Origin of the sequence: Streptomyces sp. NPDC088194 (assembly GCF_040702025.1) — a bacterium.
Classification (GTDB): Bacteria; Actinomycetota; Actinomycetes; order Streptomycetales; family Streptomycetaceae; genus Actinacidiphila.
In genome coordinates this window covers 1-26,049 of record NZ_JBFBIV010000057.1, presented here as the reverse complement: position 1 = coordinate 26,049, position 26,049 = coordinate 1, and the positions used below count along the sequence as shown (strand labels likewise).

Genomic DNA, 26,049 nt, shown 5'->3' with positions numbered 1-26,049 from the left:
GCGGCCGGGCTCGCGGCGGCGCTACGTCACCCGCTGGAGCGCGACCATCGCGATGTCGTCGCCGAGCCCGGACGCGGAGTACCGCAGCAGGTCGGCGCGGATGTCCTCCAGCAGCGCCTCGGGGGTGTCGCGGGTCCAGTCGGCCAGGCGGTCCGCGAGGGGGTAGAAGGCGCCGTCGGCGTCGCGGGCCTCGATGACGCCGTCGGTGTAGAGCAGCAGGATGTCGCCGAGCGCCAGGTCGTGGGTGTCGATGTGCTGGTCGGGCCGGGCCAGGTCGCCCAGCCCGAGCGGCAGGTCGGGCAACTCGGGGAAGAGCTGGTGCACGGTGCCGCTGTGGATGAGCAGCGGCGGCGGGTGCCCGCAGTTCGCGATCCGCAGGCCGGAGCCGTCCGCGGCGATGTCGACGACGACCGCGGTGACGAACCGCTCCAGGTAGTCGGACTCGCCGGGCAGGTGCGGCCGGGTGTCCGGTGCGCACAGGTCGGTGTCGTCCTCCAGGTCGATCAGGTCGGCGCGCAGCCCCCGGTCGAGGAAACCGGGCAGCGCCGGCAGCGAGACGCGGGCGCGTACCGACCGGCGGAACGCGCTCAGCAGCAGGCCCGCGACCTCGACGGCGGCCAGGCCCTTGCCCTGCACGTCGCCGACGAGCACCCGGGTGCCGCCGCGGTCGCTCACCCCCGCCGCGTACAGGTCGCCGCCGATCGCCGCCTCCTCGTCGGCGGCGAGGTACATCGAAGAGATCGTCACCGGGCCGAGCCGGTCCGGCAGCGGGCGCAGCACGGCCCGCTGGCTGACCTCCGCGACCTTTCTGGCCTGGGCGAGCTGGCGCTCGCGGCGCTGGCGGGTCCGGGCGGCCAGCACGGAGGCGACGCCGACGAGGAGGACGGTCGCCATCACCACGGGGAAGTTGGCGGTGGTGATGGCCGCGTTGTCGTCGGAGGCCCAGGTGATCCCGCCGATCGTCAGGACGGCGATCACCAGGACCGCCACCGGGCCGAGGAACACCGCGGAGAGCGCCGGCACGGCGACCATCAAGCCGGCCAGGCGGATGTCGCGACCCCCCGCGAGGTCGACAGCGAGCAGGAGCACCAGCGCCGCCACCGCCAGGGCGAACAGGATCGGTGGCGACTTGAGCGACCGCCAACCGACCGGCTGCCCGTCGGCGCCGCTCGATTCCATGTCACCAACCTAACTCCGGGGCCCGCGCACTTCTCGTCCGAACAGCGTCGATACGGCCTGGCCCTTCCCTCCGGGAAACGGTTCGAGCCGTCCTCCGGCCCCCGCTCGGGCCCGCCCCGGCCCTCTCCCGGACCGTTCAGGGGCACCCGATGTCACCGGGCGGTGAGGACCAGGAGGGCCTGGTCGTCGTCCGTGGGGACGCCGGCGGTGTGCTGGGTGACGGCGCTGATCACGCTGCCGAGGACCTCGTGCGCGGCGACCGGCCGGCCGCGGGCCAGCGCGCGGGTGATGCCGGCCTCGCCGAACTGCCGCCCGGTCGAGTCGCGGGACTCGGTGATGCCGTCGGTGCTCAGCACCAGGGACTCGCCGGTGTGCAGCCGCAGCGTGGCCGCCTCGGGCACGGCCTCGGCGAACGCGCCGAGCAGCATCCCCTCGCTGCTGACGGTCGCGGGCAGGCGGCCGGGCCGGTGGTGCACCGGCATGAGGTGCCCGGCCCTGACCAGGTCGATGTCGAGCCGGTCGCCGCGCGGCAGCAGATGGCCGTAGACGAGGGTGACGAAGTCGCCGCCGGTGCCGGGGACCCGTTCGAGCAGCGCGGTGTTGATCGCGCCGGCCACGGCGACGGGGTCGGCGAGCAGCGGGGCGACGGCGCGCGCGGTGTGCCGGACGAGCGCGGTGATGGTGGCGGCCGGCGCGCCGCGCCCGCACACGTCGCCGATCATGAAGGCCCAGCGGTCGCCGGGCAGCGGGAACACGTCGTAGAAGTCGCCGCCGATGTCGAGGCCCTCGCCGGCCGGACGGTAGTAGGCCGCCAGTTCGCCGCCGGGCAGTTCGGGCATGTCGGCCAGCAGCAGGCCGGCCTGGAGGTCGTGCGCGAGCCGGGCCCGGTCGTGGTACTGGCGGGCGTTGCGGGCGACGGTGGAGGCGCGGTGGGCCAGTTCCTCGGCGAGGGCGACCCGGCGCCAGTCGAGCGGGTGGTCGCCGGTGGTGAGCAGGGTCAGGGTGCCGTAGCCGCTGCCGCGCTCGCGCAGCGGGATGCGTACGTGGCCGGTGACGTCGAGCGCGTCCCAGGGGCCGGGGGTGTCGGGGGCGCCGCGGGCGATCCGGGTGGTGTCGGGGGCGCCGGGCAGGTCGGCGCCGTCGACGTGCGCGGCGAGCAGTTGCTGCTGGCGCGGCTCCTCGGCGTGCGCGGCGACCCTGCGCATCCGCCCGTCGGAGACCGCGTCGATCACGCACACCGGAGCGAGGTCGGGCACGCACAGCCGGGCGAGGTGCTGGAGGGTCTGTTCGTAGTCCAGGTCGTGGCCGAGCGCGGTGCCGGCCTCCAGCAGGAACGCCAGGTCCTCCCGGGCGGCCTTCTCCTTGGCCTCGGCGACGGCTCTGGCCTCCTCGGCGCGGTGGCGCTCGACGGCGAGGGCGGCGATCCGGGCGAAGGCGGCGCTGAGCGCGCGGTCGGATGCCCGCGGGGCGCGCGGGGCGCGGTGGTACATCGCGAAGGTGCCCAGCAGCTGGCCGCCGGCGGAGAAGATCGGGGTGGACCAGCACGCGGCGAGCCCGGCGCGGGCGGCCAGCTCGCGGTAGCCCTCCCACGAGGGGTCGGTGGCGATCTCGGTGACGACGACGGGCCGGCGCCGGTGCGCGGCGGTGCCGCACGAGCCCATGCCCTCCCCGGTGGCGAGGCCGTCGATGGCCTCGTTGTAGAAGTCCGGCAGGCTGGGCGCGGCGCCGTGCCGCAGGTGCAGGCCGTCGGGGTCGGCGAGCAGCACGGAGGCGATCACCCCGGGCGACAGCTCCTCGATGACCCGGGTCATGCCCTCCAGGACCTCGCGCACCGGCGCGTGCCGGGCGATCTGCTCCAGCAGCGCGCGCTGCTCGGCGGCGAGCGCCTGGGCGTGCTTGACCGGGGTGATGTCGACGCCGAGCAGCCGCACCCCGCGGACCTGCCCGGAGCTCGCGTGGCGGGGCTCGACGGTGAGGTCGAAGTACGCCTCGTGGCGGTGGCCGCCGATGTCGAGACGGAGCAGGATGTCCTGGCCGGAGTAGGGGCGGCCGGTGCGGTAGACCTCGTCCAGGAGTGCGGTCAGGGCCTGGTCGGCGAGCTCGGGCACGCTGTCGGCGAGCGGGCGGCCGAGGGCGGCGGCGTCGGTGCCGAGCACGTCGTGGAAGGCGGGGTTGGCGCCGCGCAGGGTGTGGTCGGGGCCGTCGAACTGTGCGAACACGGCGGTGGAGCGGCCGAACGGGCTGTCCGGCTCGGGGTCGCCGCCGTCCAGGGCGCCGTGAGCGGTCATCGTCCTCGGCTCCCCTCGCTGAGGTGCACACGCCGAAACCACACGCTGCACTTCACTGTCCCATAGTTGGCGAATGATGGTAAATGCCAGGTTTGTGCACGCCGGTGAAATTCGGCGGCGCCGGCCGGGCCGGTGCTGTTACGGTCGAGGCATGAAGGTCACGCCACGCACCACCTCCGCGACCGCGCGAGCGACCAGCTCGCCGGTTGCCGCCGCCTGACCTCACCCCACTCCCCCGGCGACCGGAAACGGTCCGCCGGGTGCGCGTGGCTCGCGCTCCTTCCCGCTCGCAGCCCTCCGGCGGCCGCTTTCCGCTCGCCCGCACCGGAAAGGCTCCCGCCATGGACAGCGAGCAGACCGTCCGTACCTTCCTCGACTTCTTCCGTGACCGCGGCCACCATGTGCTGCCCGGCGCCTCGCTGGTGCGGCCGCCCGGCGACCCGGTGCTGTTCACGACCTCGGGCATGCACCCGCTCACCCCGTATCTCACCGGCCGCCCGCACCCGGCCGGGGTGCGCCTGGCCGACGTGCAGCGCTGCCTGCGCACCACCGACCTGGACGAGGTCGGCGACGCCACCCACCTGACCGCCTTCCAGATGCTCGGCTCCTGGTCCCTGGGCGACTACGACAGCGCCCGCAGCATCGCCTGGGCCCACGAGCTGCTGGTCGACGGCTACGGCATCCCGCCCGCCCGGCTGCACGCCACCGTCTTCGGCGGCGACACCGGCCACCCCGGCGACGGGCTCGGTCCGGACACCGGGGCCGAGCGCGCCTGGGGCGAGCTGGGGGTGCCGGTGGAGCGCCTCGGCCCGGACAACTGGTGGACCAACGGCCCGACCGGCCCGTGTGGTCCCGACTCGGAGATCTTCGTCTGGACCGGCGACGGCGAACCGGCCGGCACCCCCGGCACCGATCCGCGCTGGGTGGAGATCTGGAACCACGTCTCGATGCGCTGGCAGCGCGAGGGCGACGGCACCCTGCGTCCGCTGCCGCGCGGCAGCGTGGACACCGGCATGGGCCTGGAACGCCTGGTGACGATCCTTCAGGGCAAGCCGTCGGTCTACCACTCGGACGTCTTCGACGCCTGGCGCGAGGTGCTGCCCGGACTGTGGCCCGGCGACCTGGCCACGCACCGGGTCGTCGCCGATCACCTGCGCTCGGCCGCCGTGCTGGTGGCCGACGGGGTACGGCCGGCCGCCACCGGGCACGGGTACGTCCTGCGGCGGCTGGTCCGCCGGGTGCTGACGCTGCTGTGGCGCGACGACCCGGAGCGTACCCTCGGCGACCTGCCGCCGGAGCCGGTCGAGGTCGCGCTGCGCCACTTCGGCCTGCGCCCCCAGGGCCCGCAGCAGGGCCCCGGGGTGCGCGAGGTGCTGCTCGCCGAGGAGCGGCGGTTCGCCTCCCAGCTGGAGCGGGGCCGGCGGGTGCTGTCCCAGCGCCGCTTCGCCGGGCCGCTCGGCGAGGACGACTACGCCTACCTGCACGACACGCACGGGCTGCCCCGCGACCTGGTCACGTCCCTGCGTGCCGAGCCCGGGCGGTAGGCGGGGCGGGCGCCAGGCGGCCGGCCGGCCCCCGAACGTCACCGGCCGGCCCCCGAACGTAAGGCGCCCCCGCCGCGGGTGTTCCGCTGCGGGGGCGCCGTACGCCTGTATGGGTCAGGCGGAAGGCCGTACAGATGAGCGCGGGTGGCTCACTGGAGGGTCTTGACCGTGCCGGACTCGGTGATGACGACCTTCGCGCTGGGGGTGCCGCTGCGCGAGCCCTTGCCCTCGATCTGCTTGACCAGGTCCTGGCCCTCGACGACCTCGCCGAACACGACGTGCTTGCCGTCCAGCCACGACGTCACCACGGTGGTGACGAAGAACTGCGAGCCGTTGCTGTTCGGGCCGGCGTTGGCCATGGACAGCAGAAACGGGCGGTCGTGGCGGAGCTGGAAGTTCTCGTCCTCGAACTTGTTGCCGTAGATGCTCTTGCCGCCGCGGCCGTCACCGCTGGTGAAGTCGCCGCCCTGGAGCATGAACTCCGGGATGACACGGTGGAAGGCGGAGCCCGCGTATCCGAAGCCCTGCTCGCCGGTGGCCAGCTCACGGAAGTTGCGGGCGGTCTTCGGCACGACGTCGTCGAACAGGCGGAAGACGATCCGCCCGGCGGGCGCACCGTCGATGGAGATGTCGAAGTAGACGTTGTCCTTGTTGTCCATGGGCTCCATCCTGACATCTCCGCCGCGCGCCCCGGCACAGGGGGCGGCCCGGGCGCCCGCTTTCCGTCCCCTTTCGGACGATCACGTCCGGTCTCCCGTCGCTGGCGGGACCTGCCGCCGTGCCACAAGGTGGAGCGGAACGGTCCTCCCAGGAGCGGGTGAGGAGAGCTGATGGCGGTCACGGCCCACAGCGGCGGGCGATCGAAGAACCTCGTGCTGGCCGCGATGATCTTCGCCGTCGCGATGACCTTCATCGACCAGACGATCGTGTCGATCGCCGTCCCGGAGATCCAGAACGAGCTGAAGCTGTCCAGCACCGGTGTGCAGTGGGCGGTCAACGCCTACCTGCTGTCGCTGGCGGCGTTCTTCGCCTACGGCGGGCGGCTCGCCGACACCCTCGGGCACCGGCGGGTGGTGGTGATGGGTGTGCTGGTCTTCGCCACCTCGTCGCTGCTGTGCGGGCTCACCCCGAAGGGCGCCGTGGCGCAGACCTGGATCGTGGCGTTCCGGGCGGTGCAGGGCTTCGGCGGCGCGCTGATGTTCCCGGCGGCGCTGGGCATCGTGGTGCAGACGTTCGCGCTGCGCGAGCGCGGGAAGGCGCTGGCGCTGTTCTTCGGCATCGCGGGCGGGCTGACGGCGGTCGGCCCGATCCTCGGCGGCTGGCTGACCGAGTGGACCTGGCGGTCCATCTTCTGGGTGAACATCCCGGTCGCGGTGATCGCGCTGGTGCTGATCTCGCTGTCGAAGCCGGTCACCGAGCACCGGCCCGCCCCGATGGACTACCGCGGGCTGGCACTGATCGTGACCGGTATCGGGCTGAGCGTCTTCGGTTTCCAGCAGTCCCAGATCTGGCACTGGTCCAACCCGGGCATCTGGGTGTGCATCGTGGTCGGAGTGGCGCTGCTGGTGGTCTTCCACCGGCTGGAGCTGCGCACCTCCTCCCCGCTGATCCAGGTACGGATCTTCGCCAACCGGGCCTTCGCGGTGGAGAACCTGGTGCTCGGCATCGCGATGCTGGTGTTCATCCCGTACTTCTTCTTCGCCAGCGAGTACGCGCAGATCTCGCTCGGCAAGTCCGCGTCCGGCGCCGGGCTGTACCTGCTCTACTTCTTCATCGGCTTCGTGATCGCCTCGCAGTTCGGCGGGCGGATGCTGGACCGCGGCGGCGCCAAGCGCCCGGTGGTGCTGGGCTGCGCGCTGTGCGCGGTGGGGTTCTACCTGCTCGCGGGCAAGGTCACCGACCTCGATTTCGGCAACCAGGAGTGGTACATCGTGATCGCCGGCGCCGGGATGGGCCTCATGCTCACCCCGGCGAGCACCGACGCGGTGAACCGGGCCTCCCGGCTGTCCTACGGCGAGGCCACCGGCATCACCCAGACCGTGCGGAACTACTCCGCGAGCCTGGGCCTGGCGGTGCTCGGCACGATCTCGGTGGCCCGCTTCGAGTCCCATCTGCGTTCCTCGCTGGTGGGCCAGGGGGTGCCCGCCGCGCAGGCGAACTCCGAGGCGCACCACCTCTCCCAGGCCCACCGCTCCACCCAGGGCAACTCGACCATCCCGCACTTCGTCCGCCTCGACTTCGCGTACTCCACCAGGACGGTCTTCTACGTGATGGCCGGGATCATGGCCGCGGCGGCGCTCGCGGCGTGGCTGGGGCTCCAGCGCGGCGTCCAGGAGGTCGACGAGGGCGACGCCGCCGGCACGCCCCCGGACGGCGGGGGCGCGGACGGCCCGGGCTCGGGCGACGACGCGCAGGGCGGCGACGCGGGCGGTGATACGGCTTCGGGCGGTACAACGCCGGGCGGCGTGGGGTCGGGCGGCGATACGGCTCCGGGCCGTACGACACCGGGCGGCGGCTCCTCGGGCGGTACGGCGCGGGGGCCGCGGGAGCCGGGTGCCGAGAAGGACGGGCCGGGGTCGCCGTGAGCGGAGGAACCGCCGGGCGGGCACCCCGCCGCGGTCAGCGGGTGATGTCGCCCGGGGTGCGTCCCGGTTCCCACACCGCGCAGTCGTGCGCGAACAGCACCCGGCGCGGGTCGAAGTCGGCGAGCCGGTCCAGCCAGGGGCGATAACCGGGCAACGGCGCTTCCACACCGTCGAGTCCGGCCTGCCGGGCCAGGTGGTCGGCGGTGAAGTCCGTGGCGAAGTCGTGGGCCTGGCCGGCCAGGATCACGGTGCCGTCGCGGCGCTGGACCACCAGGGACTGGTGCCCCTCGGTGTGGCCGGGAGTCGGCACGATCCGCACCCCGGGCCAGATCTCGGCCTCGCCGGTGAACTCCTCGTAGCGGGCGCCGGGGAAGTCGACCAGCTCGCCGAAGGTGTAGCCCTCCTGGCGGGCGGCGGCCAGCTCCGTCCGCTGCACGAGGACCGGGGTGCCGCCCAGCAGCCGGTTGCCGCCGCAGTGGTCGAAGTGCAGGTGGCAGTTGGCGACCAGCGCGATGTCCGCGAGGCGGACCCCCGCGTCCGCGAGCGCGTCCGCCAACTCCCGCCGCCGGGGCCGGTAATGGGCCTCGGTCTCGGGGTCGGCGGCACCGATACCGGTGTCGAACAGCAGCAGCCCCGCCTCGTGCCGGACCAGGTACGCGAGCACGGGTTCGACCCGCGGCTGCGTGCCGCCGGTCTCGACGGCGGGCCGGACGATGTAGCCGAGGTCGAGGCGGCGGACCGCCGTGTCGTCGCTCATCGGACCATGATGGCGCGCGCCGCCGGCGCACCCGGACTCGTCCGCGAACAGCGAACACGGCGCGCCGGATGCCCTCTGCCGGATGCCGCGTCATGCGTACCGCGCGCCGCGTACCGGATGTCCGAGGCCGCGGATCGCGGGCGGTGTCGGACTGTCCAGTTCGCGGCATGGATTGGCGGGTCGCAGGCAGCAGGACGGCGGGGGGCCGGTCTACCGTCGGGGTATGCCGATGAACGCAGCGCACCGGAGACTGTGCAGTTCGCGGAAGTGGGCCCGGACCACCGAGGAGCAGATCCTGCCCTGGGCCCTGGAGGACGTCGAGTTGGGCACCGACGTGCTGGAGCTGGGGCCCGGCTACGGGGCCAACCTGCGGGTGCTGGTGGAGCGCGTGCCCCGCCTGACGGCGGTCGAGATCGACGACTCCACCGCGCGGCTGCTGGAGCGGGACTACGGCGAGCGGGCGCGGATCGTGCACGCCGACGCGTCGGAGTTGCCGCTGCCGGACCGGACGTTCTCGGCGGTGGTCTGCTTCACGATGCTGCACCACGTGCCGACCCCGGCGCTCCAGGACCGGATCTTCGCCGAGTCCCTCCGGGTACTGCGGCCCGGCGGGGTGTTCGCCGGCAGCGACAGCCAACTCGGCCTGCGCTTCCGGCTGTTGCACATCGGCGACACCATGAACACGCTGGTCCCCGACCTGCTGCCGGCCCGGCTCGCCGCCGCCGGGTTCACCGACGTGGAGGTGCGGCAGGACGCCCGCGGCAGCCGGGTCCGCTTCCGCGCCCGCCGGCCGGTAGGACCCGCTTGACGCCGGCCGGGCATCGGTAGCGCTCGCGCGCGGCGAAGTCGGCCGGGCTCCACACGGCGGGCAGTCCGGCCTCGGCGCAGAGGTGGAGGAGCCGGCCGTCATCGGTCCCGACGCCGAGGCGGGCGCCGTACGCGTCGGCCACGGCGTTGAAGAGGAGCAGGTCGAGGGGGCGGGCGACCGGGACCCGCACGGGTGGTCCGTACGCCGTCCCACAGCTCGGCGGAGCGCAGCGCGGGCGGGGCGGGGCCGACGTGGCCGCGCACCGCGTAGGCGAACAACCGGTGGTCGGCGCGAGCCGGGCCGGTCGGCCGCGGCCGCCGGCCCCGGGAAGCGGGCGCCGACGCAGGGGACGCGCCAGAAGGCGGCCGGCAGCCGGAACAGCAGCGGTTCCACGGCGGGTCGCCGCCTCGCTCGTGCCGGACCCCGAAGGGGCCGCCACGCGACCGGGTTCAGGACAGGGACGTGCGCAGCGCGGTGACGCGCTGGACCGCCGCGTCGAAGTCGGCGGCCGGGAGCTGGCCGCTGGTGTAGGCGGCGGCGAGGGCCTGCGCGGCGGCGTCGCCCTGGGAGGTGGCGCGGGCCGAGCACAGCAGCAGGTCCATGCCGGCGCCGGCCGCGAGGACGGCGCGCTGCGCGGTGCTGTAGGAGGAGCTGATCGCGCCGGCCTCCAGGGCGTCGGTGACCGTCACGCCGGTGTAGCCGAGCCGGCCGCGCAGTTCCTGCTGCACGACGGTGGCGGACAGGCCGGCCGGCGCGGACGCGTCGAGCGCGGGGTAGACGGCCCAGGAGACCATGACCAGTTGGACGCCCGCGGCGATCGCCGCCTGGTACGGGGCTTCGTCGACGCTCCGCAGCTTCGACAGGCTCTGGGTGAGCGTGACCGGGCCCGCGTCGGTGTCCTGCGAGGCGGTGGCGGCACCGAGGCCGGGGAAGTGCTTGGCGGTGGCGGCGACCCCGGTGCCCTGCTGGGCGGTGATGAACGCCTGGCCGAGGCTGGAGACGGTGCTCGGGGCGTTGCTGAAGGAGCGCTGGTACTCGTCGATGAAGTTGCCCGCCGTGTAGTAGACGTCGAGCACGGGGGCGAGGTTGACGTTCATCCCGACGCCGCCGAGGTTCTGGCCGGCGCCGGTGCCGGCCTGGGCGGCGGCGGTCTGCGGCTGCGACGCCTCGCCGACCTGCTTCTCCGACAGCGTGGGCGCGCCGGGCAGCCGGCGCACCTCGCCGCCCTCCTGGTCGGTCATCAGCAGCAGCGGCGCCCGCACCGGGCTGGACGCGTTGGCCTGCACCAACTGCTTGATCACCGAGGTGATCTGGCTCTCGCTGGAGATGTTCTCGCCGAAGAAGATGACACCGGCCGCCTCGCCCGCGCTGATCGTCGTCAGCAGCGCGGAGGGCACGGTGAGCCCGGGGTAGGAGTAGATGACCCGCTGGCCCGCGGTCTGGCGGGCGGTCAGCGCGGCGGGTCCGGTACGGGGCCGCTCGGCGGCCGAGGCGCGCGCGGCGGTGACGGAGGCCGCGACGGCGCCCGCGGCGGTCAGGACCGTACGGCGGCGGACGGGCCGGCTGCGTGGTGCGTCCATGGGGGGCCTCTTCCCGTGCGTGAAGGGGTGGACGTTGTCGCGTGGACGTTATTGCCGCGTCCATGACATGCCTCGGACCGTACGCCCCGCCCACCACGCGGTGGAAGGGGCGCCGTCCACCGCCAATGGCCTACGCCACAGGCGCCGGTCCGGAGCTGCGGCGACGCCCGCGGCCGGGGCGAAACCTTCACCGCGCCACCGCGGCCGGCGCAGCCGCGCCGGCGGTGGGCCCGGCAGCCAAATGGCACTGGATCGGTACGGGTCCCGGCCGGCCGAGGCGGTCAGCCGAGCCGCGGGTCCGCCATCAGCACCACGCGGCCGACCGCGGGATCGAACCCGAGCACCGGGTTCGCGCGGTCGCCCTCGGCCGTCATGACCACCGGCTTGCCCAGCCTGCGGCCCACGGCGGCGATGAACGCGCACAGGACGTCCACGCCTTCCTGGCCCCGCAGTTCGCGAAGGTCGACGTCGAAGTCGACGTCCTCGGCCGACATCGGGCGGAAGACCACCAGCACCTCGGGGACCGGCCGGACCCGCAGATCGACGGTCTCCGCGTCGGCGGGCCGCGACAGCACCTCGGCGGCGGACGGCAGCGGCCCGACCACGCCACCCGCGGAGTACTCCCACGCCCATCCGCTCGACCGGACCAGGTCGAACACCGCCTGCCAGTCCCCGTCCGAGGCGCCTGCCACGCTCACATCCGGCAGAGCCCCCATCAGGTCGGGGTCGAAGAGGTTCCTGACGTCGTCCCACAGCAGGTCCGGCACCCCGTCATGTTGCCCGCCCGCGCCACTCGGCCGCACTCCGATTCTCCGGGCGAACCCCCTGGAAGGCCCCCGCCCGCAGCCCGCGCCCCCGCCGGTCCGGCGGCACACGCCCGCGGCGACGCGCCGGGCGCCGACGGCTCGTCAAACAGGAAGATTTGCGCTCATTACCGGTGTTCGGCCGCCCTGACTTCCGCATCATTGGCCGTGGACCGACAATCTTTGCGTTCGCCGGGCCATAATGTGCCCGGGTTCGCCGGCTGCGGCGGGCTCCGGCTCCTGCTGCGCGGCAGCTCGTCAACTCGTCGACGGCCGACGGTGGTTCGGAGCTGTACACCCCGCATGGCGCACCACCGCACCGTTCCCGTACGACAGGCCGCGACGGCCGGGACGGCCGGGCCGCCCCGGTCCGGTGCGCCGGCGGCAGGACCGGCCGGAGGACCCATGGCCCAGTTCGTCACCCGCCCACCTCACCCACGTCACCCAAGCCGCCCAAGCCGCCTGCGGCTCCCGGCCCGGGCGCCGGCCGTACTCGTGGCGACCGCCGTCTGCGCCGCGCTGCTGGCGGCCGGCGGCACACCGGCGAGCGCCGCACCCGACCGCCCGGCGACCGGTTCCCGGTCGTCCTGGCTGCCGACCACCCCCGACCAGTGGCCGCTGGTGGTCGACGAGAAGACGACCACGCCGCGCACCCTGACCCACGGCGTCAGCAACTACTCCGACACGCTGCAGACCGTGGGCGGGGCGCAGCGCGCGCAGGTCCTCGACGTGTCCCTGACCGACCGGAACGTGAAACTCGGCGTCGTGGAGTCGCACGACCGCCTCACCGACCCGGCCGACGAGGTGCCCTCCTCGATGGCGCACCGCACCGGCGCGGTCGCGGGGATCAACGGCGACTTCTTCGAGATCAACGCCAGCGGGCGGCCCGAGGGCATGGTGGTGCGCGACGGGCGGCTGCTGAAGAGCCCCGAGCCGAGCCGGCCGGCGGACTTCGTGGTGCACCGCGACGGGACCATCGGCATCGGCACGGAGACGTACACCGGCACCCTGACGGACCTGACGAACGCGGCGAGCACCACGCTGACCGGCGTCAACGCGGTGGACGACCTCGGCGCGGGCGCGCTGCTGCGGGTCACCGCCGACCTGGGGCCGACCTCCATCGCGGCGGCCACGGTGGTCACCGGGCACCTGGGCGCCGACGGGGCCGCGCTGACCGTGGACTCGGTGCGCACCGGCGTCACCGACCTGCCGCAACTGGCCGACGGCCAGGAGGACCTGGTCGGCTCGGCCGGGTACGGCGACTGGCTGGCCGCACACGTGCACGCCGGCGACCAGGTCTCCACCACCGACCACCTGGGGCCGGACAGCGATGTCGTCCAGGCGCTCAGCGGAGGCGCGATCCTGGTCAAGGACGGGCAGCGCGCGGTGCCGTTGCAGGGCGGCGGCGACAACAACATCGACAACCCGGTGACCGCGGTCGGCGTGACCAAGGACGGCAGGCACGCGGTCTTCGCGGCCTTCGACGGCCACCAGGCCGAGGGCGTCGCGCAGGGGCTGACCCGGCCGCAGCTGGCGGGCTGGATGCTGGAGCACGGCGCGTACGACGCGATCCTGTTCGACGGCGGCGGCTCGACCCAGATGGTGGGCCGGCTGCCGGGGCAGACCCAGGCGTCGGTGCTCAACACGCCGTCGGACGGGCACGAACGGCCGGTCGCCAACGGCCTGTTCCTCTACAGCCGGCAGGCGGCGCCCGGCGCCGCGACCCGCGCGGTGGCGAACGACGGCAAGCCGCTGACCGCGCTGGCCGGCACCTCGGTCGACGTGCCGGCCTACGCCCTGGACCGGGCGGACAACCCGGCGGCGGACCCGGTCACGCTGAGCGTCAGCCCGCCGGGGCTCGCCGCAGTGCACGGCACCACGCTGACCTTCGCCGGCCGGCCCGGCCACGGCACCCTGCGCGTCCGGTCCGGCCACGCGTCCGCCACCGTCCCGCTGTCGGTGGTGACCGGGGTGCGCACGCTCACCGCCACCCCCTCGCAGGCCGATCTCGGCAACGGCGCGACCCAGGCGCTCTCGGTGACCGCGACCGCGAGCGGCGGCGCCACGGTCAGCCTGCCGCCGTCCGCGGTGAAGTGGTCCGTGGACAAGCCGGAGTTGGGAACGGTCGGCGCCGACGGCACGTTCACCGCCGCGGCCACCGGCACCGGCATGGTCACGGTGACGGCCGCCGCGGGCGGCGCCAAGGCCACCGTGTCGCTGGCCGTCGGCTCCACCACGGTCCCGGTGGACCCGCTGACGGACCTGTCGAAGTGGTCGGTGACCAGCGACTACATGAACGTCTACCCGCGCAAGGTGCCCAGTCCGGGCCCGCACTCCACCACCAACGGCAGCATCGCGCCGGACCCGTCGACCACGGCCAGATCCGGGGACACCGGCTCGATGGACGTGCACTACACCTACCCGAACCAGACCGGCACCTACGACCTGAGCGTCTACCTCAACGACCCGGACAGCGAGCAGATCCCGCTGCTGGGCGGCGACCAGGCGCCGATCGGGCTCGGCGTGTGGGTGAAGGGCAACGCCGACCTCGCCTCGCGGCCGGGCGACGGGCTCGCGCCGGGCATCGTGACCCTCAACGTCGGCATCTGGCAGGCCGGTGACCAGCCGACCAGCTTCTACCCGACCGGCATCACCTTCGACGGCTGGCAGTACGTCGTCGCGAAACTGCCGGCGGGCCTGCAGTACCCGCTGCGGATCAACTACCTGGGCCTGGTGACCATCAAGCCGGGCCCCGACCTCACCGGCGACATCCACCTCGCGGACCTGGAGGCGCTGTACTCGCCGCGCCCGCCCCAGCCCGCGACGTACACCGCGATCCCGAAGAACCCGTCCTGGCTCCGGTTCACCGACGCGTCCTCCTTCCGGCCCGGCGGCACCACCGTCGCCGCGTTCGACGACGCTCACACCACGGCGGCCACGCCGGGCGCGACCGGCACGGTTGCCCTGAAGTCGCTGCCCGGCGTGTTCGGCGCACTGCCGCCCGCCGCCCGCCCGCAACAGGTGCAGGCGCTCGGCGACATGTCCGACAACGGGACGACCGGTGACCTGACGAACCTGCGCACCCTGATGGACGGCCTCGGCGTGCCGTACCGGGACGCGGTCGGCAACCACGAGATCACCCAGGGCGCCGCCCCGGAGAACGGCGACTTCACCAGCGTCTTCGGGCCGACGCACTACGCCTACGACGCGGGCGCGGCGCGGATGATCGTGACCGACAGCGGGCACATCGGCATCACCGCGTCGGACGCCTTCCAGGTGCCGGACGAGGGCGAGTCGCAGTACCTGTGGCTGGCCGGGCAGCTCAGCGCGAACACCAGGAAGGTCGCGGTCGTGATCACCCACACGCCCGCGTACGACCCGCACCCGCGCGCGGACAGCCAGTTCACCGACCGGTGGGAGGCGCGGATGTACGAGGCGCTGGTGCAGCGGTACCAGCGCACCCATCCCGGGGTGCACGTGCTCATGATGTTCGGGCACGCGCGCGGCTTCGCCGAGGACCTGCGCGAGCCGGACGGCACCGACGCGCCCGGCGGCATCCCGAACTTCGTGGTCGCCGACCTGGGCACGCCGCCGTACGCCACCCCCGACCAGGGCGGGTTCTTCAACTACGGCCTGTTCCACATCCTGCCCGACGGCACCGTGCAGTTCGCGGTGCAGCCGCTGCTCGCCTCGGTCGCGGTGACCGCGCCCGCGCCGTCGCTGGCGCGCGGCGGGAAGGAGCGGTTGACGGCGACCGGCACGTCCATCGCGGGCGACGACCTGACGGCACTTCAGGTACCGGTGCGGGACCCGGTCTCCCGCCGCTGGACCAGCTCCGACCCGCGCGTCGCGACCGTCGACGCGGCCACCGGCGAGGTGACCGGACGGGCTCCGGGTACGGCGCGGATCAGCGTCACGGCGGGCGGGGTGACCGGGACGGCGACGGTCACGGTGCCGGCCGGGTGAGCTGACGGGTCGGGCGGCCGGCCGGTCCGGCCGAGCCGGCCGAGCAGCACGTGGCAGCGCGAGGCAGCGCGAGGGCCCGTCCCGCACTCCCCCGCCCGGGGGGCGCGGGGCGGGCCCTGAGCCGTCGTCAGGGCCGGCGCAGGTCCGAGGGCGCGGCGAATTCGGGAGCGCCGCACCGCCGCGGTCGCCGCGGCACCGTCACTTCGGCTCGGCCCGGGGCGAGTTGGGCGGGCCGACCGAGCCGCGCGGCTGGGCGACCGGCGGCAGCACCCGGCGCCGGCTGCGCCGGCCCGAGGTGATCGCCTTGACCGTGCGCTCCACCACCAGGTCCACCAGGAGTTCCACCGGCCACCGGTAGGTGGACAGCGGCGGTGTCAGCAGGCGGGACAGCGGGTGGTCGTCGTAGCCGACCACGGAGACATCGCCGGGCACCTCCATGCCCAGCTCGCGGGCGCCCGCGTACACGCCGTACGCCATCGAGTCGGCCATGCACAGGAACGCGGTCGGCGGGTCCTGCCCGGTGAGCACCGCGCGGGCGATCGCGGCGGCGCCGTCCAGGTCGTGCGGCGAGCGGTGCAGCGTGACGTGCAGGCCGAGCCGGCGGGCCACCTGCTCGGCGACCGTCTCGGCGGGGCGGTCCGGCGTGGTCATGCCGCCGGGCGTCATGACCGCGATCCTGCGGTGGCCGGCGGCGGCCAGGCCGTGCAGCGCGTCGGTGATCCCGGCCTCGTTGTCGAAGACGACCTCGGCATGGGCCGCGCCGCCCGGCAGCCCGTCGCCGATGGAGATCAGCACGGTCCGCTCGGCGACCGCGGCCCAGTGCGCGGCGGCGGGGTCCACCGGCAGCACGATGAGCGCGTCCACCCGCTGGTCGGCGAGTTGGGAGGCGAGGGTGGCCTCCAGGACCGGGTCGTTGGAGGCGTCCACGATCAGCGCGTGCCGGCCGTCGCCGAGCAGCCGCCGGCCGAGCGCGGCGGCCGTGGCCTGCTGCCACACGTCGGTGAGGGAGCGGCAGAGCACGCCGATGTAGCCGGTGCGGCCGGAGGCGAGGGCGCGGGCGATGGGGTCGGCCTGGTAGCCGAGCCGTTCGGCCGCCTCGCGCACCCGCTGCTGCGTCTCCGGGGGCACCTGCATCCCGCGCAGCGCGTAGGACACCGTGGCGGTGGAGAGCCCGGTCTCCTCGGCGAGATCGCGCTGGGTGACCCTCGCTGGTCGTTGCGGCACGGGGACAGTGTAGGGGCGCCCTTGACGGCGGCCGGGTTTAAGCGCTTCACTGAAGCGCTTAACTGAAGCGCATCAGTACACGTGAGGAGGGTATGTCCGACTACGGTCACATCGCCGACGGCACCACCGCCCCCGCTGTCCCCACCGATGTCCACCAGCACCTGTGGCCCGCCGCTCTCATCGAGCGGCTGCGCGCCCGCACCCGGCCGCCGCGGCTCGACGGCTGGACCCTGCATCTGGCCGGTGAGCCGCCCTACGAGGTGCGGCCCGAGGACCACGACCCGGCGCTGCGCGCACGCCTCGACCCGGATCTGCGCCGCATCGCCGTATCCCTGTCCAGCCCGCTGGGCATCGAACTGCTGCCGCCCGACGAGGCGGCGCCGCTGCTGGACGCCTGGCACGCGGGCGTGCTCGCGCTGCCGGCACCGTTCGAGGGCTGGGCGTCGGCCCAACTGACCTCGCCGGAACCGGAGTCGCTGGCCCTGCTCCTGAACCCCGGTGCGGCGCCCCGCGGTCTGGTCGGCCTCCAGGTCCCGGCGGTCGCGATGGCCACCCCGCAGGCGCTGGAGCGGCTGGCGCCGGTGCTCGCGGTGGCCGAGGCGGCGGGCAGACCCGTGCTGGTCCACCCGGGGCCGCAGCCGCCGTCGGCCGAGCGGTTGCCCGCCTGGTGGCCGGCCGTGGTCGGCTACACCGGCCAGCTCCAGGCGGCGTGGTGGGCCTGGCAGACCGCCGGGCGCGCCCTGCTGCCGCGGCTGCGGATCTGCTTCGCCGCGGCGGCCGGGCTCGCCCCGGTCCACCACGAGCGGGCGGCCATGCGCGGCGGCGGCCCGTTGCGGCTCGACCCGGGCGTGTTCGTGGACACCTCCTCCTACGGCCGGCAGGCGCTGGACGCCGTGGTGCGCGTGCTGGGCGTCGACGCCCTCGTGCTGGGCAGCGACCGCCCGTACGCGACCCCGACCGACCCCCATCTGGGCGCGGCGGCGCGGTTCGCCGTCCGCGTCGGCAATCCGCTCCACCTACTCGAAGGGATCAGCCCGTGACCGCTCCGCCGTCGTCCCTGCCGCCCGAGGACCACGACACCGCTCCGGTGCAGCGCGCCGAGCCCTGGCTCGGCGTGCCGTCCTCCCTCAGCCTCGACGCGCTGCCCGGACGCGACCTCGACAAGCGCGAGCTGCTCGAACTCGCCTGCTCCGTCGCCGCGGACCCCTCGCTCTGGCGCCGCCACGTGCTCTTCGCCGACGACCGCCGCCACTACGTCTCGCTGCACCGCGACGCCCACGTGGACGTCTGGGTGCTGTGCTGGACGCCGAGCAACGACACCGGCTGGCACGACCACGACATATCCTCCGGCGCGGTCGCCGTGACCCAGGGCACCCTGGTCGAGCACAACCTCGCGGTGGGCATGCCGAGCCTGGCCACCCCCGTCCCGGCCGGCCAGGTCTACTGCTTCGGCCCGGACCACATCCACCGCCTCACCGGCCGGGACGCCGGAAGCGTGTCGATCCACGCGTACTCGCCGCCGCTGTGGCGGATGGGCCAGTACGCCGTCAGCCGCACCGGAATCCTGCGGCGCACGTCGGTGTCGTACGCGGACGAGCTGCGCCCGCTGGACGACATCGTCTGACGGCAGGCGGGTCAGTCCGGGTCCCGGCCCGCCCGCAGGGTCTCGCGCAGCACCTCCCACGCGTCGGCCACCGGGCCCATGTGCCCGAGCTTGTCGGGGTTGATCACGGCACGGATCGTCCGGACCCGCCGCTCGACGATCTCCAGCACGAGGATGTTGACCACCTTGCCGTCGCGGTCGCGCAGGACCGCGCCCGGCTGCCCGTTCACCTCCTGCCGCTGCATCGCACCGCCGATCCGGGCGAACGGCGGCAGGAGCGAGGCGAGCAGCCGGCCCACCTTCTCCGCGCCGAAGAACTCCGGCGCCCACTGCGGTGCCTTGCCGCCGCCGTCGCCGACCATCCGGACGTCGGCGGCCAGCAGTTCCCGAAGGCCGTCGAGGTCGCCTTCGCGCAGCGCGTCGAAGAAGCGGGCGGCGAGTTCCTCGCGCTCCTTGCGGTCGGCCTCGAACCGGGGCCGACCGTCGTCCATGTGACCGCGCGCCCGCACCGCGAGCTGGCGGCACGCCGCCTCCGACCGGCCCACGGCCGAGGCGATCTCCGGGAAGTCGAAGGCGAACACCTCCCGCAGCACGAACACCGCGCGCTCCAGCGGGCTGAGCCGCTCCAGCAGCAACAGGGCCGCCATCGACACCGAGTCGGCCAGCTCCGCCGAGCGCTCCGGGTCCTGGTACGGGTCGGCGAGCAGCGGCTCGGGGAACCACGGCCCGACGTACTCCTCCCGCCGGACGCGGGCCGAGCGCAGCACGTCGATCGCCACCCGGGTGACCACGGCCGACAGGAACGACCGGACCGACGCGGGCCGGGTCGGGGAGAGTTCGTAGCGCAGCCAGGTCTCCTGCACCGCGTCCTCGGCCTCGCTCACGCTGCCGGTGATCCGGTAGGCGATCGAGAAGAGCAGCGGCCGCAGTTCCTCGAAGTCCTCCGCCCGCGTCACGCCGTCGACTCCGCGAAGCCCTGCCGCCACGACGGATGCTCCGGCTGCCAGCCCAGCTCCCGCTTGGCCTTGGCGTTGGAGAAGCCGCGCCCCTCGGTCATCATCGCCACCACCACCTCACCGGCCAGCAACCGGGCCAGCCAGACGGGAATCCGCAGCGGCTTCTTCGCCCCCGCGCACGCCGCCAGGTGCGGCAACCACTCGGCGGCCGGGGCCGGTTCGTCGTCGACGATGTTGAACACGCCCGCCGCCTTCTGCTCCACGGCCAGCACGGTGGCGCTCGCCGCGTCGTCCAGGTGCACCCACGAGGCGTATCCGCCGCCCGAGCCGACCAGCGGGAACTGCCGCTTGCGCACCAGCTCGATCTGGTCGTCGGTGGCGCCCGGCCCGTAGAACGCGCCGTACCGCAGGACCGCGCCGCCGGCCGCGCCGACCGCGGTCTCGACATGGCGCAGCGCCGCCATCGACGTGTGCGCCGCGGTCCCCTCGTACAGGTCCAACGGGTCGGCCTCGGTCTTGACCCAGCCGCCCTCGCGAAGGCCGTTCCAGTTGGCGTAGCCCTGGGCGACCACGTGGGAGACGCCGTTCGCCTCGGCGGCCTCCAGCAGGTGGTCGGTCCCCGCGGTGCGCAGCCGGATGGTGGGCAGCGCCCACCGGTCGAAGTGCTTCAGGTCGGCCTTGCCGGCGTGCGCCAGGGAGATCCCGGTCATCTGGTGCACGATCACGTCCGGCCGGGCGGCCGCCACCGCCCGGCCGACCGAGGCCGCGTCCAGGCCGTCCATGACGACACCCGTCGCGCCCAGCCGCTCCAGCGCCTCCACCTTGGCCGCGCTCGTGGTCGTGGCCGTCACCTCATGACCGCGGTCCACCAGTCGCGGCACCAGCCGCCGCCCCAGCACCCCGGTCCCACCCGCCACGAACACCCGCATGACGATCACCCGTTCCTTCCGTCGGCCGACTCTCACCCCTCATGACGAGACAGCCCCCGCGCCTGTGACATCAGGGACGTGGCCGGGGTGGGGCGCCTGTGGGGTGGCGGGGTCCGGGGTCGGCGAGGACGGCGGGGCGGACCGCGTGCGGGCCGAAGCGGTGGCGGGCGCGGTCCGCGGCCTGTTCGGCGGCTCGGGCGCGGTGGTCGGCGGCGTCGAGGGAGAGCTGGTGGTGGGCGTCGGTGGCGGGGCGGAGCCGGTCGGCGCGCAGGGTGTAGCCGCGGACGCGGGCGCGTTGCAGGCCGAGGGAGTGCAGGAGGATCAGGGCGGCGGTGGCGAGGTCGGGGGTGTGGGCGGTGGGTTCGGGCAGGGTGCGGGTCCGGGTGGTGGTGGAGCGGTCGGCGTAGCGGAGGGTGAGGGTGAGGTGGTCGGTGGTGTGGGCGGCGTCGCGCAGGCTGGTGCCGAGTTCTTCGGTGAGGCGGAGGACGGCGCGGCGGTGCTGGTCGGGGTCGAGGGTGTCGTGTTCGGCGAGGTGGTGGGCGGTCAGGTGCAGGGCGGCGGGTCGGGGGGTGACGGGGCGGGGGTCGTGGCCGTGGGCGCGTTCGGCGAGCAGGCGGGCGGGGGCGGCGCCGAGGAGGCGTTGGAGGGTGGCGGGGGGCAGGTCGGCGACGTCACCGATGGTGGTGAGGCCGTAGCGGTGCAGGGTGTCGGCGGTGGCGCGGCCGATGCCGGGCAGGGCGGTGACCGGGTGGGGGTGCAGCCAGGTGGTGATGCCCTGGGGGTCGTGGGGGACGCGGGTGGTGTGTCCGGGTGGGCCGGCGGCCGCGGCCATGGCGGCGAGCATGCGGTTGGGGGCGAGCCCGGCGCTGGTCCGGACGCCGAAGAGGCCCGCCAGCCGCATGGCGATCATGTGGACCATGTCGTCGGCGGTCTTGCCGAAGTAGCGCAGGGCTCCGGTGATGTCGAGCTGGGCGGCGTCGGGCGGGAAGGGCTGGAGGCGCGGGGTGATGCCGGCCAGGGCGTCGAGGATCTCGGCGTACTGGTCGTCGGTGAGGGTGGCGTGCAGGTGCAGGTGGACGATGTACGTGGGGCGGGGCGGTGTCGTCATCGGGCGCCGTCGGGCGCTGTCGGGGGTCATCCGGCGCTGCCGGGGCTGCGGTGGCCGAGGCGGCGCAGGTCGGCGGAGCGGGTGCCGGCGGGTTGGAGGTCGGCGTAGGGGTGCAGGCGCGCGCCCGCGGTGCCGTTGGTCAGCGTCCGGCCGTCGGCGGCTTCGCCGGCCGGTGCGGGCCCGGTGGGCGGGGTCGGTGTGGGGTGGGGACCGGCGCCGAGGAGGTCCAGGGCGGCCTTGGGGCCGTGGTCGCGACGGGTGGCGGCGAGGTGGTCCAGGTCCCAGGCCATGGTGCCGACGATGGTGCGGCGCCCGCCGCGGACCTGGACGGTGCCGCGGACCAGGAGCAGCGCGGAGTGGAAGACGGTGTGGGCGCAGGCTTCGTGGGAGTCCTCGAAGAACGCGAGGTCGACCAGGCCGGTGCCGTCTTCGAGGGTGGCGAAGATGATGCGCTTGCCCGAGGCGATGGGCGGGGTCTGCGTGGAGGCTTTGACGCCGGCGACCAGGACCTGACGGCCGGGCCGTACGTGGGCGAGGTGCGCGGCATCGACGGCGCCGATCTCGCGCAGCAGCCGGTGGTGGTACTCCATGAGGTGCTGGGACACGTCGATGCCCAGGACGTGGAGTTCCGCGCCGAGGGCTTCCCGACCGGTCATCTCGCGCAGCCCGCTGGGTTCGGCGCCGCCCACCGGATCGGCGGTGAGCGGGACCTGGCCGTCGCTGGTGGTGCGGTTGCGGGTCTGGCGGTGCAGTTCGGTGATCTGCAGCAGCAGGTCCCTGCGGGTCAGCCGCCCGTCGTGCAGAGCGTCCAACGCGCCGATCTCGGCGAGGTGTTCGGCCAGCGGCCGGGACGGGCGGGCGCGCTGCCAGAAGTCGGACAGGGAGGTGTACGGCTGGCCCGCCGTGATCCGCTCGGTCTCCGCTTCGGTGATGCCGCGTACCGCGCTCAGCGCGAGCCGCACGCCGAAGCGGCCCGGCCCGGCCGGAGCGACGGGCGCGGTCCGTACACCTTGCTCGACGGGTTCGACCGGTTCGACGGGTTCGACGGGTTCGACCGGCTCGACGGTGTGCCGGAGCCGGGAGCGGTTGACGTCGACGGGCAGCACCGGCACGTCATGCCGGCGGGCGTCGGACACGATGACGCGTTTGGGCCACATGCCCGGGTCGTGCTCCAGCAGCCCCGCGTACAGCGCGGCCGGATGGTGGGCCTTCAGCCACGCCGACTGCAGGGCCGGTACGGCGAAGGCGACGGCGTGCGCGCGGCAGAACCCGTACGCGCCGAACGCCTCCACGGTCTGCCAGACCGTGTCGCGTACGGGCTGGGTGTAGCCACGGGCGGCGGCCCGCTGGTGGAACCAGGTCCGGAGCTTCGGCAGCCGCGCCCGGTCGGCCAGCGCGCGGCGGGCGATCTCGGCGAGCGCGTAGTCGCAGCCGGTCATGACCGCGAGCGTCATGATGATCTGCTCGTGCCAGATCGTCACGCCGTAGGTGTCGGCCAGGACCGGTTCGAGGTCCGGGTGCGGGTAGGCGGGATCGCCGCCGTGGCGGGCGGCGATGTACCGCTCGGGCATCCCGCCGGCCACCGGCCCGGGGCGGAACAGCGAGATGTCGGCGATGACGTCCTGCGGGTCGCGCGGTTGCAGACGCGACAACAGGTCCTGCTGGCCCGGTGATTCGAGCTGGAACATGCCGAGGGTGTCGCTGTTCTGGATGAGCTTGAAGGCGAAGAAGTCGTCCAGCGGGACCTGCGCGCCGTCGTCGAGGTCGATGTGCTCGCCCGTGACGCGCGCCACCTCCTGCACGGCGTGCGCCATCGCGGACTGCATCCGCACCCCCAGCACGTCCAGCTTGATCAGCCCGAGCGCCTCCACCTCCTCCTTGGCGGCCTGCACCATCGGGTACCGGTCGGCCGGGGTGGGCTGCACCGGCAGCCGGTCCAGCAGGGTGCCGTCGCTGATGATGACCCCGCACGGGTGCATCGCCATGCCCCGCACCAGCGCGTCCAGCCCCTCGGCCAGCTCGAACAGCGGCCCGAACCGTCCCGTCGCCGCCTGCGCCGCCAGCGCCCGCAACTCGGGCAGCTCGGCGAGCGCGCCGGTGACGTCACCCGCCCTCAGGTGCGGGAACGACTTCGCGATCCGGTCCACCTCGCCGGGTGCGATGCCCAGGGCGAGACCGGTGTCCCGAAGCGCGTGCCGGGCCCGGTACGTCTCGGGCATCGCGGTGACCGCGACCCGCTCGGTCCCGAACCGGTCGATGATCGCGTCGTACGCCTCCAGCCGTCGCGCGCTCTCCACGTCGATGTCGATGTCCGGCAGCCCGGCCCGCCGTACCGACAGGAACCGCTCGAACAGCAGCCGGTGCTGGAGCGGGTTGGCGGTGGCGATCCGCAGCGCGTGGCAGACCAGCGAACCGGCGCCCGAGCCGCGGGCCGCCACCCGGATGCCCAGGGCCCGGATGTCGGCGACGGCCTGGCCGACCGCGAGGAAGTACGCGTCGTAGCCGAGCCGGCCGATGACCTCCAGTTCCTGCTCCAGCCGCGCCCGGGCCGTGTGGTCGCGGTCCAGGCCGCGGTCGGCCAGGCCGGCCTCGCACCGCTCCCGCAGCGCGGCCGCCGCGCCCCCCGGCCCGTCGCCGGCGCCCACCACCCGCGCCTCGGGGAAGTGCGCCACGCCCAGGCCCAGGTCCGCCACCGGGTCGATCCGGCAGGAGTCCGCGGTCGCGGCCGTGTCCGCCAGCAGCAGCTCGGCACGCCGCCCGTCGCCGCCCGCGCACCGGGCGATCTCGCGCGCGGCGTGGGACATCGCGGCCGGGTCCTTCAGCCACCGCTCCCCCGAATCCAGCCGCCGCCGGTCGATCGGCCGCAGCAGCCGCGCCGCGTCCAGGACATCGGCCAGCCGGTGCTGTCCCGGGTCGGCGTACCGGACCGCATTGGTCAGGACGGCGGTGGTCCCGGTGCGGTCGGCGAGCGCCACCGTACGGGCGGCCAGCCGCAACGACCCCGGGCCCGTACCGCCCCGCCCGTGCCAGACCGCCTCCATCCGCACCCCCGGCCCGAACACCTCCCGCCACGGCCCCAGCAACCGCACCGCCATGTCCTCCCGCCCCGCCGACAGCGCCCGCACCGGCTCCGAGACCGGCCCCAGCAGTACGACCAGCCCCGGCCCGCCGTACGTACGCAGCGCCTCCCACGGCACCACCGGGTTCCCGCCGCGCGGCACGGCGGCGTGCGCGGCCGACACCAGCCGGCACAGCCGCGCCCAGCCGGCCCGGTCCTGCGCCAGCAGCACGACCCGCAGCCCCGGCTCGACCACGTGCGCGCCGCCGCGCGCCGGCGCCGGACCGCGCCGCCCGGGGGCAGGCGGCACCAGCGGTTCCACGGCCACGTCCACGCCGAACACCGGGCGCACCCCGCTCGCCGCGCACGCCTGGGCGAACCGCACCACGCCGGTCACGGTGTCCCGGTCGGTCACCGCGAGGGTGTCCATCCCGCGCTCCGCCGCCCGCGCCACCAGTTGCTCGGGGTGCGAGGCGCCGTACCGGGGCGAGTAACCGGACGCGACGTGCAGATGGGCGAAGCCCACCACCGCGCACCTCCATCACTCCACCCCTCTCAGCGCGCTCCGGCCGACCCGGCCGAAACCCTTGTTCGCACGTTCGTTCGATTAGGGTAACGCGATTTCCCCAGGTCAGCGACCCGGCCCGCCGGCAACCCACGACTCGGCCCGCACACAAGCGAGTTGACCGAGCAGGGGCCGCGCCCGGCCGCATCGGCAGCCACCCCGCGACGCCCGTCCCCCGGCGCGGCCACCCGGGCCTCCCCCATCGAGGTCGATACCACCGAGGTCGACACCGCCGAGGTCGATGCCGCCGTACGAGCGGCGCCCGGCCGCATCGGCTCGCCGGACGCGAAGAGCGGGAGCCCGGCGTGCCCCGGCTCCCGCTCCCACTCCCGCTCGATCGACAGACCCTCGTCCGGTCAGGGCCGAAAGCTGGCCCGGTACCCCGTCGGCGTGCGGCCGGTCAGCTCCCTGAATGCGGCGTTGAACGCCGACAGCGAGGTGTATCCGACCATGAATGCGATCTCGGTCACCGGGGTGTCACCCGCGGCGAGTTCCTCGATCGCGCTCAGGACCCGCATCCGGCGCAGGACCGCCCGCCAGGTCATGCCGGTCTCCTCCTCGAAGCGCCGCGCCAGCGACCGCGGCGCGAGGCCGACCTCGTCTGCCACGTCCTCGAAACGGAGCTCACCGCCGAGCCGCCGCCCGGTCAGTTCGAGGGCCCGGCGAAGCTCCGGTGATCGGCCCGCCGGAACGGCGACCGGGCTCGGCTGCTCGGCGAGCCGCCAGGTCACCGCGGCGAGCGCGGCGAACAGCGTCTCCGCGTACACCGTGAGGGGCTCGTCGCACTCGCCCCACGTGCGGCACTCGGTCAGCAGGGCGCGGGCCAGCGGGTTGAGGTCGAACACGGCCAAGGGCGCCGGCGGGGCCGGAGTGAATCGGGTGTCGAACAGGACCGACGCGGTCGTGACCGGCCGCGGGATGCTCACCCGGATACGCCGGCCCGCCTCGATCAGGGCGGCCCGCGCCGGCGGCAGCAGCCATGCCCGGCCCTGCGCCTCCAGCCGGAGACGCCATGGCGCGTACGCGCACATTCAGATGAGGTCATTGGTAGCCGCAAGTACACCGGCCTGGAATCGGCTCTCCGCATCAAGATAGC

Annotated in this window: 18 protein-coding genes; 6 read left to right on the top strand and 12 right to left on the bottom strand. The window is 74.4% G+C overall.

Going from position 1 to position 26,049, the window contains the following annotated elements:
* Positions 1-21: 21 nt before the first annotated feature.
* Positions 22-1,179 carry a PP2C family protein-serine/threonine phosphatase gene (locus AB0399_RS27280; protein WP_366413152.1) on the bottom strand — a complete coding sequence of 386 codons (1,158 nt, stop codon included), beginning with the start codon at positions 1,177-1,179 and terminating at the stop codon, positions 22-24.
* Positions 1,180-1,331: 152 nt separating this feature from the next.
* Complete coding sequence (locus tag AB0399_RS27275; protein ID WP_366413151.1) at positions 1,332-3,467, bottom strand: SpoIIE family protein phosphatase; 2,136 nt, start codon at positions 3,465-3,467, stop codon at positions 1,332-1,334.
* 341 nt (positions 3,468-3,808) lie between these two features.
* On the opposite strand from AB0399_RS27275, the gene AB0399_RS27270 reads away from it, so the two are divergent.
* A complete protein-coding gene (locus AB0399_RS27270) occupies positions 3,809-5,011 on the top strand; it encodes an alanine--tRNA ligase-related protein (protein WP_366413150.1) in 1,203 nt (400 codons plus the stop codon).
* A gap of 149 nt (positions 5,012-5,160) precedes the next feature.
* Here the strand turns inward: AB0399_RS27270 and AB0399_RS27265 are convergent, their stop codons facing one another.
* Positions 5,161-5,670 carry a peptidylprolyl isomerase gene (locus AB0399_RS27265; protein WP_328473349.1) on the bottom strand — a complete coding sequence of 170 codons (510 nt, stop codon included), beginning with the start codon at positions 5,668-5,670 and terminating at the stop codon, positions 5,161-5,163.
* A 171-nt stretch (positions 5,671-5,841) separates the two neighbouring features.
* Between AB0399_RS27265 and AB0399_RS27260 the strand changes: the two genes are divergently transcribed.
* Positions 5,842-7,596 carry an MFS transporter gene (locus AB0399_RS27260; RefSeq protein ID WP_366413149.1) on the top strand — a complete coding sequence of 585 codons (1,755 nt, stop codon included), beginning with the start codon at positions 5,842-5,844 and terminating at the stop codon, positions 7,594-7,596.
* Positions 7,597-7,630: 34 nt separating this feature from the next.
* On the opposite strand, the gene AB0399_RS27255 is transcribed toward AB0399_RS27260, so the two are convergent.
* Positions 7,631-8,353: an N-acyl homoserine lactonase family protein gene (locus AB0399_RS27255; protein WP_329361427.1), complete on the bottom strand. Its 723-nt coding sequence runs from the start codon at positions 8,351-8,353 to the stop codon at positions 7,631-7,633.
* Between the two features lie 223 nt (positions 8,354-8,576).
* Between AB0399_RS27255 and AB0399_RS27250 the strand changes: the two genes are divergently transcribed.
* Positions 8,577-9,161 carry a methyltransferase domain-containing protein gene (locus AB0399_RS27250; RefSeq protein ID WP_366413148.1) on the top strand — a complete coding sequence of 195 codons (585 nt, stop codon included), beginning with the start codon at positions 8,577-8,579 and terminating at the stop codon, positions 9,159-9,161.
* A 449-nt stretch (positions 9,162-9,610) separates the two neighbouring features.
* Here the strand turns inward: AB0399_RS27250 and AB0399_RS27245 are convergent, their stop codons facing one another.
* On the bottom strand, positions 9,611-10,741 hold the full coding sequence (locus AB0399_RS27245; protein WP_329361431.1) for a glycoside hydrolase family 3 N-terminal domain-containing protein: 1,131 nt from the start codon (positions 10,739-10,741) through the stop codon (positions 9,611-9,613).
* A 281-nt stretch (positions 10,742-11,022) separates the two neighbouring features.
* Positions 11,023-11,508, bottom strand: coding sequence for a hypothetical protein (locus AB0399_RS27240; RefSeq protein WP_366413147.1), 486 nt, complete (start codon positions 11,506-11,508; stop codon positions 11,023-11,025).
* Between the two features lie 531 nt (positions 11,509-12,039).
* Here AB0399_RS27240 and AB0399_RS27235 point away from each other — a divergent pair.
* A complete protein-coding gene (locus AB0399_RS27235) occupies positions 12,040-15,510 on the top strand; it encodes a phosphodiester glycosidase family protein (RefSeq protein WP_366413146.1) in 3,471 nt (1,156 codons plus the stop codon).
* Between the two features lie 198 nt (positions 15,511-15,708).
* On the opposite strand, the gene AB0399_RS27230 is transcribed toward AB0399_RS27235, so the two are convergent.
* The gene (locus AB0399_RS27230; RefSeq protein WP_366413145.1) at positions 15,709-16,734 is read right to left on the bottom strand and encodes a LacI family DNA-binding transcriptional regulator; all 1,026 of its coding nucleotides are present in this window, start codon (positions 16,732-16,734) and stop codon (positions 15,709-15,711) included.
* Positions 16,735-16,826: 92 nt separating this feature from the next.
* Between AB0399_RS27230 and AB0399_RS27225 the strand changes: the two genes are divergently transcribed.
* Positions 16,827-17,774 (top strand): amidohydrolase family protein, encoded by a 948-nt coding sequence (locus AB0399_RS27225; RefSeq protein ID WP_366413144.1) that lies wholly within the window; start codon positions 16,827-16,829, stop codon positions 17,772-17,774.
* Entirely contained in the window at positions 17,771-18,358 is a 588-nt protein-coding gene (locus AB0399_RS27220) for a cysteine dioxygenase family protein (RefSeq protein ID WP_329361442.1), read from the top strand. Before AB0399_RS27225 ends, AB0399_RS27220 begins: the two co-directional genes overlap by 4 nt.
* An 11-nt stretch (positions 18,359-18,369) precedes the next feature.
* Here the strand turns inward: AB0399_RS27220 and AB0399_RS27215 are convergent, their stop codons facing one another.
* From AB0399_RS27215 to AB0399_RS27195, 5 genes are all read right to left on the bottom strand, one after another.
* Complete coding sequence (locus AB0399_RS27215) at positions 18,370-19,293, bottom strand: RNA polymerase sigma-70 factor (protein WP_366413143.1); 924 nt, start codon at positions 19,291-19,293, stop codon at positions 18,370-18,372.
* Positions 19,290-20,222, bottom strand: a complete 933-nt coding sequence (locus tag AB0399_RS27210) for an NAD(P)-dependent oxidoreductase (protein ID WP_329361446.1) — start codon at positions 20,220-20,222, stop codon at positions 19,290-19,292. The genes AB0399_RS27215 and AB0399_RS27210 overlap by 4 nt, the downstream gene beginning before the upstream one ends.
* A 70-nt stretch (positions 20,223-20,292) precedes the next feature.
* A complete protein-coding gene (locus AB0399_RS27205; RefSeq protein WP_366413142.1) occupies positions 20,293-21,330 on the bottom strand; it encodes an ImpB/MucB/SamB family protein in 1,038 nt (345 codons plus the stop codon).
* Between the two features lie 26 nt (positions 21,331-21,356).
* Positions 21,357-24,917, bottom strand: a complete 3,561-nt coding sequence (gene dnaE / locus AB0399_RS27200; protein WP_366413141.1) for a DNA polymerase III subunit alpha — start codon at positions 24,915-24,917, stop codon at positions 21,357-21,359.
* Positions 24,918-25,309: 392 nt separating this feature from the next.
* Complete coding sequence (locus AB0399_RS27195; RefSeq protein WP_366413140.1) at positions 25,310-25,984, bottom strand: AraC family transcriptional regulator; 675 nt, start codon at positions 25,982-25,984, stop codon at positions 25,310-25,312.
* Positions 25,985-26,049 lie beyond the last annotated feature (65 nt).

Excerpts from the sequence above, each read along its gene's own strand:
- AB0399_RS27280 (WP_366413152.1), bottom strand. The coding sequence starts at position 1,179 with ATGGAATCGAGCGGCGCCGACGGGCAGCCGGTCGGTTGGCGGTCGCTC.
- AB0399_RS27275 (WP_366413151.1), bottom strand. The coding sequence starts at position 3,467 with ATGACCGCTCACGGCGCCCTGGACGGCGGCGACCCCGAGCCGGACAGC.
- AB0399_RS27270 (WP_366413150.1), top strand. The coding sequence starts at position 3,809 with ATGGACAGCGAGCAGACCGTCCGTACCTTCCTCGACTTCTTCCGTGAC.
- AB0399_RS27265 (WP_328473349.1), bottom strand. The coding sequence starts at position 5,670 with ATGGACAACAAGGACAACGTCTACTTCGACATCTCCATCGACGGTGCG.
- AB0399_RS27260 (WP_366413149.1), top strand. The coding sequence starts at position 5,842 with ATGGCGGTCACGGCCCACAGCGGCGGGCGATCGAAGAACCTCGTGCTG.
- AB0399_RS27255 (WP_329361427.1), bottom strand. The coding sequence starts at position 8,353 with ATGAGCGACGACACGGCGGTCCGCCGCCTCGACCTCGGCTACATCGTC.
- AB0399_RS27250 (WP_366413148.1), top strand. The coding sequence starts at position 8,577 with ATGCCGATGAACGCAGCGCACCGGAGACTGTGCAGTTCGCGGAAGTGG.
- AB0399_RS27245 (WP_329361431.1), bottom strand. The coding sequence starts at position 10,741 with ATGGACGCACCACGCAGCCGGCCCGTCCGCCGCCGTACGGTCCTGACC.
- AB0399_RS27225 (WP_366413144.1), top strand. The coding sequence starts at position 16,827 with ATGTCCGACTACGGTCACATCGCCGACGGCACCACCGCCCCCGCTGTC.
- AB0399_RS27210 (WP_329361446.1), bottom strand. The coding sequence starts at position 20,222 with ATGCGGGTGTTCGTGGCGGGTGGGACCGGGGTGCTGGGGCGGCGGCTG.
- AB0399_RS27205 (WP_366413142.1), bottom strand. The coding sequence starts at position 21,330 with ATGACGACACCGCCCCGCCCCACGTACATCGTCCACCTGCACCTGCAC.
- AB0399_RS27195 (WP_366413140.1), bottom strand. The coding sequence starts at position 25,984 with ATGTGCGCGTACGCGCCATGGCGTCTCCGGCTGGAGGCGCAGGGCCGG.